The sequence below is a fragment of the Novosphingobium sp. ZW T3_23 genome (genome assembly GCF_044987305.1).
Lineage (GTDB): Bacteria > Pseudomonadota > Alphaproteobacteria > Sphingomonadales > Sphingomonadaceae > Novosphingobium.
Genome location: NZ_JBJDRF010000015.1, coordinates 47512 through 61906, shown reverse-complemented (window position 1 = coordinate 61906; position 14395 = coordinate 47512). Strand labels below are relative to the sequence as shown.

Genomic DNA, 14395 nt, shown 5'->3' with positions numbered 1-14395 from the left:
GTTCATCCTGTCGGTAATCATCAGGGTTTCAGTATTCCCTCCATGCGTGCGACGGTTTCGTCAAGCCACTGGCGGAAAGCGACGACACGCGGCAATTTGCGTATGTCCTGGTGGGTGACGAACCAGAAGCTGCGCATGATGCGTCGTTCGCGCAGCACGGGGACGAGGCGAGGGTCGGTTTCGGCCATGAAGCAGGGCAGCACGCCCAGCCCGCCGCCGCTGGCAACCAGGCTATGCTGCGCGGTGATGCTGGGAGACCGGATTGCGGCTTTCAGGCCGGGCTGGATTTCGTCGAGATACCGCAGTTCCGGCGAGTAGATCTGGTCGGGTATGTAGCCGACGAGGGCGTGGCCATCGAGAAGGTCGGCCGGGCGGGTGGGCGTGCCGTGACGCTCCAGATAGTCCTGCGTTCCGTAAAGCCGCAGCGTGTAGTCGGAGAGCTTGTGCGCCACCAGCGGCCCGGTGCGCGGGCGTGAGAGCATCACGGCGACGTCCGCCTCGCGCCGGGTGGGGCTGAGGAAGCCGCTGCTGGCGATGAGATCGATGGCGAGGCGCGGGTGCGCCGTCTGGAACAGAGGCAGGTGATGCGCGAGGAACCAGCACCCGAACCCCTCCGAAGTGCTGATCCGCAAGGTGCCGTAGAGCCCGTCGTTTCCTTCGGTCTGCTCGGTGATCCGTCCAGCCGCGCTCGCCATGGCTTCCACCGAGGAGAGCAGGGCCTCGCCCGCCTCGGTAAGATCCTGCCCGCTGCGCGTCTGCTCGAAGAGGGCAGTGCCCAGCGAGGCCTCCAGGCGGCGCAGGCGACGGCCCACGGTCGTGGGGTCGACGCCCAGCGCGCGTGCGGCGCCCGCCAGTTGCCCCGCCCGGGCGATGGCGAGGAAGGCCTGATAGTCGCTCCAGTCGATCGAGGGCATCGTCACGGCGGAAAGTGGTCCTGAAGGCTGCAGATGTGCAGTTATCGATGGCGTATTTTCAGCTTGCCTGCAAATCGGACCGGGACCACCTACCGTGGAAAGAGCACCTGGAGTGCTTGCCGAATATATTGCGAAAGGATGAGGAATGCGCCTGATTGACCACTTCGTTGTCGGTGGAAGCGGCGGTTCGGCCGCGCGTCTCGGCGATGTCTTCAACCCTAGCACCGGCGCGGTGCAGGCGCAGGTGCCGCTGGGCGACGCGGCGCTGCTCGACCGCGCGGTGGCGACGGCGCAGGCGGCGCAGCCCAAGTGGGCGGCGATGAACCCCCAGCGCCGTGCCCGCGTGCTGTTCAAGTTCAAGGAACTGATCGAGCAGAACATGCAAAGCCTCGCCGAACTGCTGGCGAGCGAGCATGGCAAAGTGGTGGACGACGCCAAGGGCGACATCCAGCGCGGGCTTGAGGTTGTGGAGTTCTGCTGCGGCATCCCGCATATGCTCAAGGGCGAATATACCCAAGGCGCGGGCCCCGGCATCGACGTCTATTCGCTGCGCGCGCCGCTTGGCGTGGGAGCGGGCATCACGCCCTTCAATTTCCCGGCGATGATCCCGATGTGGATGTTCGCGCCCGCCGTTGCGGTGGGGAATACTTTCATTCTCAAGCCTTCCGAGCGCGATCCTTCCGTGCCCAATCGCCTTGCCGAACTGTTCCTGGAAGCGGGCGCGCCTGAAGGCGTGCTGCAGGTGGTCCATGGCGACAAGGTGATGGTGGACGCGATCCTCGACCATCCGGGCATCGCCGCCGTCAGCTTCGTCGGTTCGTCCGATATCGCGCACTACGTCTATTCGCGCGGCGTTGCCGCCGGCAAGCGGGTGCAGGCGATGGGCGGCGCGAAGAACCATGCCATCGTCATGCCCGATGCGGACATGGACCAGGCCGTCAACGACATCATGGGCGCGGCCTATGGCTCGGCGGGCGAGCGCTGCATGGCGCTGCCCGTCGCCGTGCCGGTGGGTGACGAGACTGCCGATATCCTGCGTGAAAAGCTGATCGCCGCGATCGACAAGCTGAAGGTCGGTGTGTCGAACGATCCGGAGGCACAGTATGGCCCGGTCGTCACCGCCGTGCACAAGCAGAAGATCGAGAACTGGATCCAGACCGGCGTCGACGAAGGGGCGGAGCTGGTCGTGGACGGTCGCGGCTTCTCGCTCCAGGGGTATGAGGAAGGCTTCTTCGTAGGCCCGTCGCTGTTCGATCACGTGACGCCCGAGATGAGTGCCTACAAGGAGGAAATCTTCGGCCCGGTGCTCCAGATCGTCCGCGCCAAGACCTTCGAGGAAGCCGTGGAGCTTCCCACGAAGCACCAGTACGGCAACGGCGTCGCCATCTTCACGCGCAATGGACACGCCGCGCGCGAATTCGTGAATCGCGTGCAGGTGGGCATGGTTGGCGTCAACGTGCCGATCCCGGTGCCGGTCGCCTACCACAGCTTCGGCGGCTGGAAGCGTTCGGCCTTCGGCGATCACAACCAGTACGGCATGGAAGGCGTGCGCTTCTGGACCAAGGTGAAGACCGTGACCCAGCGCTGGCCCGATGGCGGTGCTGGAGACAGCGCCTTCATCATTCCGACGATGGGCTGACGGGGCCGGAACAGGGGCGCCGGAAAAGCGGGGCAGGTCAACAGGGCCCATCGCGGTTTCGCTCGGAACAGGTTACGCAAGGCGGGTGTTCTCTCGGGAACGCCCGCTGAAAGGAAAGGACGCCTGATGATGAAGATCGGCAGTGCATTCACCCCCGCCCTGGTCGTGTCGATGCTCGCGCTGGGTCTGGCCGGCTGTTCGAAAAAGCCGGCCGAGCCTGTCGCCACGGAAACGGCGAGCGGGTTGCCGGACGCCTCATCGCCGGAAACGGCAACGATGCCCGCCAGCGAGCCGGCGACTCTTCCGACGGCGATCCCGACTGCCCTGCAAGGCAGGTGGGGGCTTGTCGATGCCGATTGCACCAGCACGATGGGCGATGCCAAGGGCCTGGTCACGATCGATGCCGACACGCTGAAGTTCTACGAATCGGTGGCGAAGCTCGGCACGATCAGGTCCGGCTCTCCCACCGCTCTCGACGGCGAATTCGCCTTTACGGGGGAGGGGCAGAGTTGGAAGCTTGACGTTTCGCTCTCCTCTGCTGACGACGGCAAGACATTGATCCGCAAGGATACCGGACCGGATGCCATGCCCGGCACGCTGACCTATACCAAGTGCTCCTAGACGCATTTGCACCTGACAGGGAAAGAGATGACTGAACAGTTCGGCCTGACCGAGGACCAGCTTGCGATCCAGGAGACCGCGCGCAAGTTCACCGCCGATCGTATCACCCCCTTCGCCGCCGAATGGGACGAGAAGCACCACTATCCGGTCGAGGTCTGGAAAGCCGCAGGAGAACTGGGCTTCGGCGCGATCTACGTCTCGGAGGAAAGCGGCGGTATCGGCCTCGGCCGCCTCGATGCGGCGCTGATCATGGAGGCCATGTCCTACGGCTGCGCGGCGACGAGCGCCTATATCTCGATCCACAACATGGTCGCGTGGATGATCGACAGGTTCGGTGACCAGCAGCTCAAGGACCGCTACCTGCCCGATCTGGTGACGATGGAGAAGATCGGCTCCTACTGCCTCACCGAACCGGGTTCCGGCTCGGACGCAGCGGCGCTCAAGACGACCGCTCGCCTTGATGGCGATCACTACGTCCTCAACGGCACCAAGCAGTTCATCTCCGGCGGGGGTTACAACGACGTCTATGTCGTTATGGCCCGCACCGGCGAGCACAAGTCGCGCGGGATTTCCTGCTTCGTTATCGACAAGGACACGCCCGGCGTCAGCTTCGGCGCGCCGGAGAAGAAGCTCGGCTGGAATGCCTCGCCCACCGCGCAGGTGATCTTCGAGGACGCCCGGATCCCGGTGGAGAACCGCGTCGGTGCCGAGGGCGACGGTTTCAAGTTCGCCATGGCCGGTCTTGACGGTGGACGCCTCAACATCGGCGCCTGCTCGCTTGGCGGCGCGCAGCGCTGCCTCGACGAGGCGGTGCAGTATGTGAAGGATCGCAAGCAGTTCGATCAGCCGATCGCCGAATTCCAGAACACCCAGTTCCGTCTTGCCGACATGGCTGCCGAACTGGAGGCCGCCCGCGCGCTGCTCTATCTCGCCGCCGCCAAGGTCACGGCCGGCGCGCCGGACAAGACGCGGTTCGCCGCGATGGCCAAGATGATGGCCAGCGACACTGGATCCTCGGTGGTCGATCGCGCGCTGCAATTGTTCGGCGGATACGGCTATCTTCGCGACTATCCCATCGAGCGGTTCTGGCGCGACCTTCGCGTCCATCGTATCCTCGAAGGCACCAACGAGGTCATGCGCATGATCATCGGCCGCGACCTCCTCAAGTAAGGGGCCAGAGCGAATGACCACCGATACCTTGCCCGCCGAGGCCCAGGCTGCGGAAATCCTTGATCGCCGCGAAGGCGTAGCGGGGGTGATCTCGCTCAATCGCCCCAAGGCGATCCACGCGCTGACGCTCGGCATGTGCGAATCGATGCGCGCATTGCTGGCCGAATGGAGCGGTGAAGACGGCGTGAAGGCCGTGATGATCGAGCATAGCGAAGGACGCGGGTTCTGCTCGGGCGGTGACATCAACCTGCTGCGCCGTTCCGCACTGGAGGACCACGGGGAGGAAGGGCGAAAGTTCTTCCTCGCCGAATATCGGCTCAACCATCAGCTTTTCACTTACGCCAAGCCCGTAGTCGCCTTCATGGACGGGATCACCATGGGCGGCGGCGTCGGCATCTCGCAGCCGGCACAGTACCGCGTGGCGACCGAACACACCCGCTTCGCCATGCCCGAAACCGGCATCGGCCTGTTCCCCGATGTCGGCGGCGGCTGGTACCTTTCGCGTCTGGACGGCAGGCTGGGCCAATACCTTGCGCTCACCGGAGCACGGCTCGATGGCGCCGAATGCCTATGGGCAGGGCTGGCCACGCATTACCTGCCGAGCGACGCGCTGCCCGAAGCCAAGCGCCGCATCGCCGCCGGGCACGAGATCGGCGGCGTACTCGGGGCGCTTTCGGTGAAGTCGCCCGAACCCAAGATCGCCGCCCACGCGGCGCAGATCCGCAAGCATTTCGCTTTCGATACCCTGGAACAGATACTCGCTTCACTGGAGAGCGAGGACAGTGAATGGGCGGCGAAGGAACTGGCCACTTTGCGCACCAAGAGTCCCCAGGCCTGCAAGGTGGCGCTGCGCCAACTCGCGACCTCGCTGACGCTGGACACTTTCGCGCAGAACATGGCGATGGAATACCGGATCGGCAGCCGCGTGCTGGTCCTGCCGGACTTCGCCGAGGGCGTTCGGGCCGTGATCGTCGACAAGGACCACGCGCCGCAATGGAACCCGCCGTCTCCTGACGAAGTGACATCGGCCATGCTGGACGCCATTTTCGCGCCCCTCTCGCCGGAGCAGGAATGGAGGCCTTCTTGACGTTCGCAGATCCGATCGAGTTCTATCACCTTGTCAAGAAATCCTGGGCCCCCAATACCATTTCCGACACCTTCGATCCTGCCAATCCATGCCGCAATCAATGCGCGGTAACGGCGCTGGCGGTGCAGCACTATTTCGGCGGGGACATCGTAAAGACGGCGACGAAGGGCGGCACGCACTTCTACAACCGGATCCAGGGTCGGTTCTGGGATCTCGCCACCGACCAGTTCGACGAGCCGATCCCCTACGACAATAGCCTGACCTCGGCCGAGGAAGCCCACGAACATGCCAGTCCGGCGCATCTCGCCGCGCTGATCGCCAACATCGAAGGCAATTGGCAAGCCGAGACCTGCCAAGCCAATACCTAAAGGAATCCGCGATGAGCTATGAGACGATCCTGGTCGAGAAGAAGGGCAAAGTAACCCTCATCACGCTCAACCGGCCGCAGGCGCTCAATGCGCTGAACTCGAAGGTTCTCGACGACCTGATCCAGGCCTTCGCCGTTTTCGAAGCGGACGCCTCGCAGGGTTGCGCCGTGATCACCGGGTCTGGCGAAAAGGCCTTTGCAGCGGGCGCCGACATCAAGGAAATGGTCGATAAGGCAGGCGCCGAGTTCTACGCGCAGGATTTCTTCGCGGGCTGGACCAGCCAGATCGTCAAGACCACGCGCAAGCCCTGGATCGCCGCCGTGAACGGTTTCGCGCTGGGCGGCGGCTGCGAACTGGCGATGATGGCGGACTTCATCATCGCGTCCGAGAATGCCAGGTTCGGCCAACCCGAGATCAAGCTGGGCGTCGCTCCCGGCATGGGCGGGTCGCAGCGTCTCGCCCGCGCGGTGGGCAAGGCCAAGGCCATGGACATGTGCCTGACCGGCCGCATGATGGACGCCGCCGAAGCCGAGCGCTCGGGCCTTGTCAGCCGCATAGTGCCGCTGGACCAGCTTCTCGACGAGGCGCTCAAGGCGGCCGAGGCTATCGCTGGAATGCCGCCGCTCGCTGCGATGATGAACAAGGAAATGGTCAACCTGGCCTTCGAAACCACTCTCGATACGGGCCTCATCATGGAGCGCCGCATGTTCCAGGTGCTGACGGCGACCGAGGACAAGGCCGAAGGCATGGCCGCCTTCGTCGAGAAGCGGCCGGGGGTCTGGAAGGGCAAGTGAGAGTGCCCGTGATCCCGCTTCGCGCGGGGATCACGGGTTACGTCTGCATGAGAGATTGGAGAACGTCATGAAAATCGCTTTCATCGGCCTCGGGAACATGGGCGGCGGAATGGCTGCCAATCTCGTCAAGGCAGGGCATCAGGTCCGCGCCTTCGACCTTTCCGCCGAAGCCGTAACCAAGGCTGCCGAGCAGGGGTGCACGACTTTCGGCACGGTATCCGAAGCGGTCCAGGGCGTGGATGCGGTCGTCACCATGCTGCCGAACGGCGCGATCGTGCGCTCGGTCTACACCGGTGAGGTCTTCGGCCATGCCCCGGTGGGCGCGCTGTTCCTCGATTGCTCCACCATCGACCTGGAGACGGCGCGCGATGTGGTCGCTCTTGCGCAGGCCGCGGGCTACGAAATGGCCGACGCGCCCGTTTCAGGAGGGATCGCGGCGGCGAATGGCGGAACCCTGACTTTCATGGTCGGAGGAAGCGAAGCGGTCTTCCAGCGCGCGAATCCGGTGCTCGACCCCATGGCCAAGGCAGTTATCCACGCGGGCGAGACGGGGGCAGGGCAGGTTGCCAAGATGTGCAACAACATGCTGCTGGCGATCCATATGATCGGCACTTGTGAGGCGCTGGCCCTGGCGCAGAAGGCCGGGCTCGACCCGCAGACCTTCTATGAGATCAGCTCCAAGGCCACCGGCTACTGCTGGTCCCTTAACGACTATACGCCGATGCCCGGCGTGGGAGCGACCAGCCCGGCAGACAACGGCTATGCCGGGGGCTTCGCCTCGGCGCTGATGCTGAAGGATTTGCGACTGGCCATGGCCGGCGCGGAAACCTCCGGCGCAACAGTGCCGATGGGCGAACATGCGACGAAGATCTATGAGGCCTTCGTGGAGGCAGGCAACGGCGGAAAGGACTTCGGGGCGATCTTCACGACGCTTTGAAGCCGAAAGCGGCGGGAGCTGGGCGGGGCGCTATGCTTCCCCGCTTTCCTCCCGTTTCTGCCTTTCCAGCACGAACCGCGGAACCTTCATCCCCTTGGTCCGACTGCTCAGATGATACTGCCTGCACAGCGCGCAGCGATAGGGACGCAAGGAAACCGTAGCTTTCGCCGCTGCTTCCAACGCCTCCGCTTCATCGGCATAGCGCCGTTTGCGCTGGCAGATCCCGAAGCTGGTCCGCACGTTCAGCCCAGCATTCGTGCCCCGAGCAGCAGCAGGAGCTTCACGTCCATCGCATAGCCTGCCTTGCGCCATTCGGTGATCGCCTGCTCGATCTCGGCGAGGGGCACGCGGTGAACCACGATATCCTCGCTGTCCACGCCGCCGCCTTCGCCCACTTTCACCAGGTCGTGCGCGCGGAACAACGTGAAGCTTTCGCTGACCATGCCGGGCGAGGAATGGAACTCGCCCATGTTCTCGATGCGGCCCGCACGATAGCCGGTCTCCTCTTCCAGCTCCCGTGCGGCGGCAACGCTGGCATCCTCATCGGCGAAGTCGTCATGGTCGCCGACGAGCCCGGCGGGCAGTTCGATGCAGCGCTTGCCGAGGGGGACGCGATATTGGTCCACGAGGATGACGTGGGCTTCGGGATCGACCGCCAGTATCACGGCGGCGCGAATGCCGCGTGCGCGGCCGACATATTCCCACCGGCCACGCTTGCGCGCGGTGATGAACCGGCCCTGCCACATGACCTCTTCGGGCGCCTCGGCGTCGGGAGGGAGTATAATGTCGGCGCTCATAGTTCGATCAGCCTGTCGGGAAGTTCGTTAACGTCGTTCTCGTCGCGAGGGAAATGCTCGGAAAGGATCGTGCCGACCTTGCCCACCGCGACGATCATGCCGTCACAGACTCGACCTTGGCCGACGTGGGCCAGCATGGCGGACATGGCCTGGCCCCAGACGTCCGGGTCGACCTTCTCGGCAATGGCGCGATCTGCCACGATCTCGGCGCGATGTTCGCGCATAGAGAGGTAGATGAGCACGCCGGTCCGGCCGGTGGTGCGCTGCTCGGCGCCGACACGGAAAGCGCGGACGGCATGGGCATGGACCCGCATCGTCTTGATCCGGGGCGGAATCAGCCAGAACTTGAGGGGCGACCAGAGCTGCAAGAGCAACATCGCGCCGAACTTCACGGCCGCCACCCCGGCCGCCAGGCCGATGATCATGCTTGGGGTCCATTCATGGCCCCAATCCGCCAGCAGGCTGTCGTAGAGGTCCATGTAGAAGTCGGGCGCCATCACCAGCGCGGCCAGGGCGAGGAAAGCCACGATGGCCGACCATGCCAGTGCCACGTCGGTGTATCCGTCCGATCGATCGGCCAGCACGGTGACGATTTCACCGGCGCTGTGCATCTCGGCTTCGCCCACTGCCGCGCTGATGCGCGCGTGGTCCTCGGTCGAGAGATATATGGGTGATGGCATCGTCCGTCCCCTACCAGCTGCCGCTCGCACCGCCGCCGCCGAAACTGCCGCCACCGCCGGAGAAACCCCCACCGCCGCCGAAGCCTCCGCCGCCACCGAAGCCGCCGCCGCCCCAGTGGTCGTCATCGTCGCCGCCGAAGCTGCCCGGCATCCAGATGATGGGGCCGCCGAAGCCACCCCGGCGACGTCCGCCGCCGCGCGCCTCGTTTATCATCGGCATGACGACGAAGAAGATGATGATGAGGATGAAGACGATCGTCCCGATCGGGAACCCGCCGCCACCCTGCTTGCGTGACGCATCGGCATCGGCCGCCACCTTGCGTGCCTGGTCTGGCGGCAGGGTAAGCTGCTTGACGAGTGCATCGACGCCCGCCTGAATGCCGCCCGGATAGTCGTTTTCCTTGAAGCGCGGCAGGATATCGTTGTTGACGATCAGGAACGAGAGGCCATCGGTCACGATCGGTTCAAGGCCGTAGCCAACTTCGATCCGGACCTTGCGCTCGTTAGGCGCAACGATCAGCAGGGCGCCGCTGTTCTTGTCCTTTTCCCCGATCCCCCAGGCACGGCCTAGCTGGTAGCCGTAGTCCGAAATCTCGTAGCCCTGAAGGCTCGGCAGCGTGACGACGACAAGCTGACGGCCGGAGTTCTTCTCCAGCGCATCCAGTTTCTGCGTGAGCTGGGCCTCGACATCGTCCGGAATGATCTTGGCGTCATCGACGACGCGGCCGGTCAGCTTGGGAAAGGCGGGTTCGGCCGCTGCCTGCTGGGCAAGCAGCGCACCGAAAACCAGCAGGACGGCCGCGAGAACGGCCCGCAGATAGCTCACCGGATCAGATCTTGCCTTCGAGGCTAGGCGCCACGTCCGCGCCCGGCGTGGCTGCCTGATAGGGCACCAGCGGGTCCGCGCCGCGCAGCTTCGCGCCAATCATCGTCGGGAAAGTGCGGACTTCGGTGTTGAAATCCTGCACCGCCGCATTGTAATCGCGCACGGCGATGCGGATGCGGTTTTCCTGACCCTCGATCTGGGTCTGGAGCATCTGGTAGTTCACGATCGACTTGAGGTCGGGGTATTGCTCGACGCTGACCAGAAGACGCGACAGGCTTTGGCCGAACTGCGATTGAGCGGCTTGGAACTGCTGCATCTTGGTAGGATCGTTGAGATCTTGCGCATTGACCTGCACGCTGGTCGCCTTGGCCCGTGCTTCCACCACGCCGGTGAGGATTTCCTTCTCCTGCGTTGCTGCGCCCTTGGCCACGGCGGCCAGGTTGGGCACCAGGTTCGCGCGCTCCTGGAAGGCGGCCTGAACGTCGGCCCACTTGGCCTTGGCGGCTTCCTGCTTGGTCGGAACCGAGTTGAAGCCGCAGGCCGCGAGCGACAATGCCGCCGCGAGGGCGAACACGGCGCGACTCTTGCGGGCCAGGTTCGAAAGGCTCATGCGTGATCCTCCAGATCGGCGGGCGGTGGCCGCGCCTGTTGAGCGAATAGATAGCAGCCGCTCGTTCCGGTTCAAGGACAGTCGCATCGTGCAACTTCTTGGCGCAACCGATTGTTAGCTACAACTTGATGTGGCAGGCAATCCGTGTCGGTCATGCACCGCACAGGATCGAGGGAAACGATTGATGCTTCAGGAATTCAAGACTTTCATCGCACGCGGCAACGTGCTCGACCTTGCCGTTGGTGTGATAATCGGCGCCGCCTTCGGCAAGATCGTGGCATCGTTGACCGACGATGTCATCATGCCTTTCATCGGCCTTGTCACCGGCGGCATCGATTTCAGTAACAAGTTCGTCGTGCTGGGTTCGATACCGGCGGGCTATACCGGGCCGATGACCTATGCCGGGCTCAAGACGGCGGGCGTCGCCATGTTCGGTTATGGCGCCTTTCTCACGGCGATCATCAACTTCCTCATTCTCGCCTTCGTGATCTTCCTGATCGTGCGCCAGGCCAACCGCCTGCTGCCCAAGAAGGAAGAGCCTGCCAAGCCGAAGGGCCCTACGGAAGTTGAGCTGCTCGCGGAAATCCGGGACACGCTCAAGCAGCGCTGACACGGCGTTGCATTTCCACAAGGATATGTCCTCGGGATAGGGGCGGGCAACATCCCGCCCCTTTTCATTTCCGCGCGCGCCCCTATATAGGGACCTGCCGGTTTCGACCGGCTATGATGATAAACTGCGCCGTACAATAGGCACAGCGGACCCGGGGGCGGTACCCGGCGGCTCCACCATCACCCGTCCAACCTTCAGGTTGGCAACCCTGTTGTCGCAGGGGTGATGACGGGGCCGAACTAGGATCGACGTGTGTTGAAAAGCGGTGTTTTCATTCGGGCTGAGTAACCCGTTCAAGGCTCAAAACTCACAAGTGCCAACGACAACGAAGCACTCGCTCTCGCCGCGTAATTCTAGGGCCTAACGGCCTGACGTTACAAAGCTAAAGCGCGGTTGGACCCACCGGGCAACAGAAGGGATTCCAGGGGTCCGGGGTGTACCTTGCAACAGAAACACCCCACCTTCCTTCATCCTCGAAGGGGTTCTAACGGGTTCTGCCTGCGGCTATACCAGTTGCTCGGTTTCGGATGAGGTTTTTGCCTCCTGCGCCAGGGCTTGTTGCTGCGCCTGTTCGAACTTGAGGCAGTCCAGGATCTTCGCGCCAGCCATGAACACCGCGCCGGTGCAGGCCAAGAACAGCAGCTTGCCCCCCCAGCCAGGGAAGCGCGTGAGGTAAGCGCTGCCGCGTTCCACCGCTCCAAGCGCCAATGCGTAGATGATCATGAACGCTTCCCAGCGGGTCTTGATCACGAAAAGGCGGCTGATCCTGCGAAACATTTCCATCCTTCCACCGCGCTTGCCCCGTGAGAGCCAAACATGCCTATTGGCAACATTCGGATGACCCGCCTGTTCCCTTGACTGGCTTGTTTCCTCAGGCCGGCTGGTGCCCCCGCACTCCCGCCCCTCAAGCGCCCCGGCAGTTTTCTATGTAAGCCCCTCGGAGGCAAGGTAGAAGCTGGTCCGACCTGGTGCCACTTTGGGACGCAGACCGAAGAGGTGCCGCGGCATCGCGGCGGCGGAGTGATTTTCCGGTTTGCCTCGCTGGCCGGGATGAGGCATAGCGGGCCGGTTCCTCCCCAGGACAATCTTGAACAGATGTCACTGACGCTGCACGTGCAGCACAGCGCTTGCGCGCTTGGATTGCGAGGGAACATGACGGACAGAGTTGAACGTTCCGGCCTGCGGGTCGACGCCGCCTTGGCGCGATTCGTCGAAGAACAGGTGCTGCCGCCGATCGGCCGGGATGCAGCAGGCTTCTGGAGCGGATTTTCCTCTCTCGTGACGGAACTGGCGCCGCGCAATCGCGGCTTGCTGGAACGACGCGATGCATTGCAGGCCCTCATCGATTCCTGGCATCTGCAACGGGCCGGAAAGGCCATCGACCAGCGCGAGTACCAACATTTCCTGCGGGAGATTGGCTATCTCCTGCCGGAACCCGAAGCGTTCACGATCACGACGCAGGGCGTCGATGCCGAGATCGCGACTATGGCCGGCCCGCAGCTGGTCGTTCCGGCGCTCAACGCCCGTTTCCTGCTCAACGCCGCCAATGCGCGCTGGGGCAGCCTCTACGATGCCCTCTACGGCACTGACGCCCTCGATGCCGAGCCGGCCACCGGGAAGGGGTACGATCCCGTTCGCGGGGCGGCGGTGATCGCGGAGGGGCGTCGCTTCCTCGACAAGGCGCTGCCGCTGGCGACGGGCAGCTGGGCCGACCTCGAAAGCCCGGATGTCGATCTGCGCGATCCGGGGCAATACCTGGGTGAAACGCAGGGCGGAAAACTCTATCGTTCCAATGGATTGGCGATCGAAATCCTCTTCGATCCGACCAGCGACGTTGGGCGGACCGACCGGATCGGGATCGCCGATATCGTCCTTGAGGCGGCTCTGACGACCATCGTCGACCTGGAGGATTCGGTGGCCGCCGTCGATGCGCAGGACAAGTTGGCAGCCTATGCCAACTGGCTTGGCGTCATTCGCGGCGACCTGACCGATACGTTCGAGAAGGGCGGTCGCACGCAGACCCGGCAACTCGCTTCCGACAAGACGGTTTCCACGCCATCTGGTGACGATGTCTCACTTTCCGGACGAAGCCTGCTGTTCGTCCGCAACGTTGGCCATCTGATGACCAATCCGGCCATCTTGCAGGCCGATGGATCGGAAATCCCCGAGGGGATCATGGATGCCGTCCTGACCAGCGCCATCTCGGCTCAGGATGTCAAAAGGCTCACGCGCTTTGGGAACAGTCGGGAGGGGGCGATCTATATCGTCAAGCCCAAGATGCATGGTCCGGAGGAGTGCGCTTTCACCAACGATCTGTTCGACGCCGTGGAAGATCTCCTGGAACTGCCACGCTATACGATCAAGGTCGGCGTCATGGACGAGGAGCGGCGCACGTCGGCCAATCTGGCGGCCTGCATCCATGCTGTGAAGGACCGGATCGTCTTCATCAACACGGGCTTTCTCGACCGTACCGGCGATGAAATCCACACGTCGATGCGGGCGGGGCCGATCATCCGGAAGAATGCGATCAAGGGATCTTCCTGGATCGCCGCCTACGAAAAGCGCAACGTTGCCATCGGCCTTCGTCACGGCCTCTCGGGTGTCGCGCAGATCGGCAAGGGCATGTGGGCCGCGCCTGATCGGATGTGCGACATGCTGGAACAGAAGATCGGGCATCCGCGCACCGGGGCGAACACCGCCTGGGTGCCGTCTCCCACCGCTGCCACGCTCCATGCCATGCACTATCACGAAGTCGACGTTTTCGGGCTGCGCGAAGAGATGAAGGGCGCCGACGTTCCGGGCCTCGACCTGCTTCTGCAAGTGCCGCTGGCGGACGGGGTCAACTGGTCCGAGGCAGAGATTCGGGACGAACTCGACAACAATGCGCAGGGCCTGTTGGGCTACGTCGTTCGGTGGATCGATCAGGGCGTCGGATGTTCGAAGGTTCCGGATATCGAGGATGTCGGCCTGATGGAAGATCGCGCGACCTTGCGCATTTCCAGCCAGCATATGGCCAACTGGCTGCTGCACGGCGTCTGTTCGGAAGATCAGGTCATGGATTCGCTGCGACGCATGGCGGCCAAGGTGGATGCGCAGAACGCGGGAGACCCGCTCTATGAACTGATGGCGGGCAACTGGGACACGTCGTTTGCGTTCCGCGCTGCCTGCGATCTGGTTTTCAAGGGCGTGGACCAACCGAACGGCTACACCGAGCCGCTGCTCCATGCGTGGCGCCGCCGGAAGAAGGAAAATCTGGCCGAGGTTGGAAATTTCGCAGAAGTCTGACTCTCGCATTAACTTTAATTTGATCTATCGCCCTCAAAGCACTATTCAAAGGATTGT

15 protein-coding genes and 1 other RNA gene are annotated in these 14395 nt (G+C 63.5%); 10 read left to right on the top strand and 6 right to left on the bottom strand.

The window, feature by feature from the left end:
- Positions 1-20 precede the first annotated feature (20 nt).
- Positions 21-914: a LysR family transcriptional regulator gene (locus ACI3K3_RS10615; protein WP_404913585.1), complete on the bottom strand. Its 894-nt coding sequence runs from the start codon at positions 912-914 to the stop codon at positions 21-23.
- A 145-nt stretch (positions 915-1059) separates the two neighbouring features.
- Here ACI3K3_RS10615 and ACI3K3_RS10610 point away from each other — a divergent pair, with 145 nt between their 5' ends.
- The 7 genes from ACI3K3_RS10610 (at position 1060) to mmsB (ending at position 7530) form a co-directional block, all read left to right on the top strand.
- Positions 1060-2553 (top strand): CoA-acylating methylmalonate-semialdehyde dehydrogenase, encoded by a 1494-nt coding sequence (locus ACI3K3_RS10610; RefSeq protein ID WP_404913550.1) that lies wholly within the window; start codon positions 1060-1062, stop codon positions 2551-2553.
- A gap of 126 nt (positions 2554-2679) precedes the next feature.
- A complete protein-coding gene (locus ACI3K3_RS10605) occupies positions 2680-3174 on the top strand; it encodes a hypothetical protein (protein ID WP_404913549.1) in 495 nt (164 codons plus the stop codon).
- Positions 3175-3201: 27 nt separating this feature from the next.
- The gene (locus ACI3K3_RS10600; protein WP_404913548.1) at positions 3202-4344 is read left to right on the top strand and encodes an acyl-CoA dehydrogenase family protein; all 1143 of its coding nucleotides are present in this window, start codon (positions 3202-3204) and stop codon (positions 4342-4344) included.
- A gap of 13 nt (positions 4345-4357) precedes the next feature.
- Complete coding sequence (locus ACI3K3_RS10595; RefSeq protein WP_404913547.1) at positions 4358-5431, top strand: enoyl-CoA hydratase/isomerase family protein; 1074 nt, start codon at positions 4358-4360, stop codon at positions 5429-5431.
- Entirely contained in the window at positions 5428-5799 is a 372-nt protein-coding gene (locus ACI3K3_RS10590) for a hypothetical protein (RefSeq protein WP_404913546.1), read from the top strand. Before ACI3K3_RS10595 ends, ACI3K3_RS10590 begins: the two co-directional genes overlap by 4 nt.
- 11 nt (positions 5800-5810) lie before the next feature.
- Positions 5811-6593, top strand: a complete 783-nt coding sequence (locus ACI3K3_RS10585; protein ID WP_404913545.1) for an enoyl-CoA hydratase-related protein — start codon at positions 5811-5813, stop codon at positions 6591-6593.
- A gap of 67 nt (positions 6594-6660) precedes the next feature.
- On the top strand, positions 6661-7530 hold the full coding sequence (mmsB, locus tag ACI3K3_RS10580) for a 3-hydroxyisobutyrate dehydrogenase (protein WP_404913544.1): 870 nt from the start codon (positions 6661-6663) through the stop codon (positions 7528-7530).
- 242 nt (positions 7531-7772) lie between these two features.
- Here the strand turns inward: mmsB and ACI3K3_RS10575 are convergent, their stop codons facing one another.
- The 4 genes from ACI3K3_RS10575 to ACI3K3_RS10560 are packed head-to-tail and all read right to left on the bottom strand — an operon-like array spanning position 7773 to position 10443.
- A complete protein-coding gene (locus ACI3K3_RS10575) occupies positions 7773-8327 on the bottom strand; it encodes an NUDIX hydrolase (protein WP_404913543.1) in 555 nt (184 codons plus the stop codon).
- On the bottom strand, positions 8324-9007 hold the full coding sequence (locus ACI3K3_RS10570) for a TPM domain-containing protein (protein WP_404913542.1): 684 nt from the start codon (positions 9005-9007) through the stop codon (positions 8324-8326). The genes ACI3K3_RS10575 and ACI3K3_RS10570 overlap by 4 nt, the downstream gene beginning before the upstream one ends.
- 10 nt (positions 9008-9017) lie before the next feature.
- Complete coding sequence (locus ACI3K3_RS10565; RefSeq protein WP_404913541.1) at positions 9018-9833, bottom strand: TPM domain-containing protein; 816 nt, start codon at positions 9831-9833, stop codon at positions 9018-9020.
- A 4-nt stretch (positions 9834-9837) separates the two neighbouring features.
- Positions 9838-10443, bottom strand: a complete 606-nt coding sequence (locus ACI3K3_RS10560; RefSeq protein WP_404913540.1) for a LemA family protein — start codon at positions 10441-10443, stop codon at positions 9838-9840.
- A 184-nt stretch (positions 10444-10627) separates the two neighbouring features.
- Between ACI3K3_RS10560 and mscL the strand changes: the two genes are divergently transcribed.
- The gene (gene mscL, locus ACI3K3_RS10555) at positions 10628-11053 is read left to right on the top strand and encodes a large conductance mechanosensitive channel protein MscL (protein WP_404913539.1); all 426 of its coding nucleotides are present in this window, start codon (positions 10628-10630) and stop codon (positions 11051-11053) included.
- Positions 11054-11110: 57 nt separating this feature from the next.
- Positions 11111-11515: a transfer-messenger RNA gene (gene ssrA / locus ACI3K3_RS10550) on the top strand.
- A 42-nt stretch (positions 11516-11557) separates the two neighbouring features.
- Here ssrA and ACI3K3_RS10545 read toward each other — a convergent pair.
- On the bottom strand, positions 11558-11830 hold the full coding sequence (locus ACI3K3_RS10545) for a hypothetical protein (RefSeq protein WP_313439935.1): 273 nt from the start codon (positions 11828-11830) through the stop codon (positions 11558-11560).
- Between the two features lie 375 nt (positions 11831-12205).
- On the opposite strand from ACI3K3_RS10545, the gene ACI3K3_RS10540 reads away from it, so the two are divergent.
- A complete protein-coding gene (locus ACI3K3_RS10540; RefSeq protein WP_404913538.1) occupies positions 12206-14338 on the top strand; it encodes a malate synthase G in 2133 nt (710 codons plus the stop codon).
- Positions 14339-14395: the final 57 nt, after the last annotated feature.

Bases quoted from the DNA above. Each gene is read 5' to 3' on its own strand.
- ACI3K3_RS10615 (WP_404913585.1), bottom strand. From the start codon at position 914: ATGCCCTCGATCGACTGGAGCGACTATCAGGCCTTCCTCGCCATCGCC.
- ACI3K3_RS10610 (WP_404913550.1), top strand. From the start codon at position 1,060: ATGCGCCTGATTGACCACTTCGTTGTCGGTGGAAGCGGCGGTTCGGCC.
- ACI3K3_RS10605 (WP_404913549.1), top strand. From the start codon at position 2,680: ATGATGAAGATCGGCAGTGCATTCACCCCCGCCCTGGTCGTGTCGATG.
- ACI3K3_RS10600 (WP_404913548.1), top strand. From the start codon at position 3,202: ATGACTGAACAGTTCGGCCTGACCGAGGACCAGCTTGCGATCCAGGAG.
- ACI3K3_RS10595 (WP_404913547.1), top strand. From the start codon at position 4,358: ATGACCACCGATACCTTGCCCGCCGAGGCCCAGGCTGCGGAAATCCTT.
- ACI3K3_RS10585 (WP_404913545.1), top strand. From the start codon at position 5,811: ATGAGCTATGAGACGATCCTGGTCGAGAAGAAGGGCAAAGTAACCCTC.
- mmsB (WP_404913544.1), top strand. From the start codon at position 6,661: ATGAAAATCGCTTTCATCGGCCTCGGGAACATGGGCGGCGGAATGGCT.
- ACI3K3_RS10575 (WP_404913543.1), bottom strand. From the start codon at position 8,327: ATGAGCGCCGACATTATACTCCCTCCCGACGCCGAGGCGCCCGAAGAG.
- ACI3K3_RS10570 (WP_404913542.1), bottom strand. From the start codon at position 9,007: ATGCCATCACCCATATATCTCTCGACCGAGGACCACGCGCGCATCAGC.
- ACI3K3_RS10560 (WP_404913540.1), bottom strand. From the start codon at position 10,443: ATGAGCCTTTCGAACCTGGCCCGCAAGAGTCGCGCCGTGTTCGCCCTC.
- mscL (WP_404913539.1), top strand. From the start codon at position 10,628: ATGCTTCAGGAATTCAAGACTTTCATCGCACGCGGCAACGTGCTCGAC.
- ACI3K3_RS10545 (WP_313439935.1), bottom strand. From the start codon at position 11,830: ATGTTTCGCAGGATCAGCCGCCTTTTCGTGATCAAGACCCGCTGGGAA.
- ACI3K3_RS10540 (WP_404913538.1), top strand. From the start codon at position 12,206: ATGACGGACAGAGTTGAACGTTCCGGCCTGCGGGTCGACGCCGCCTTG.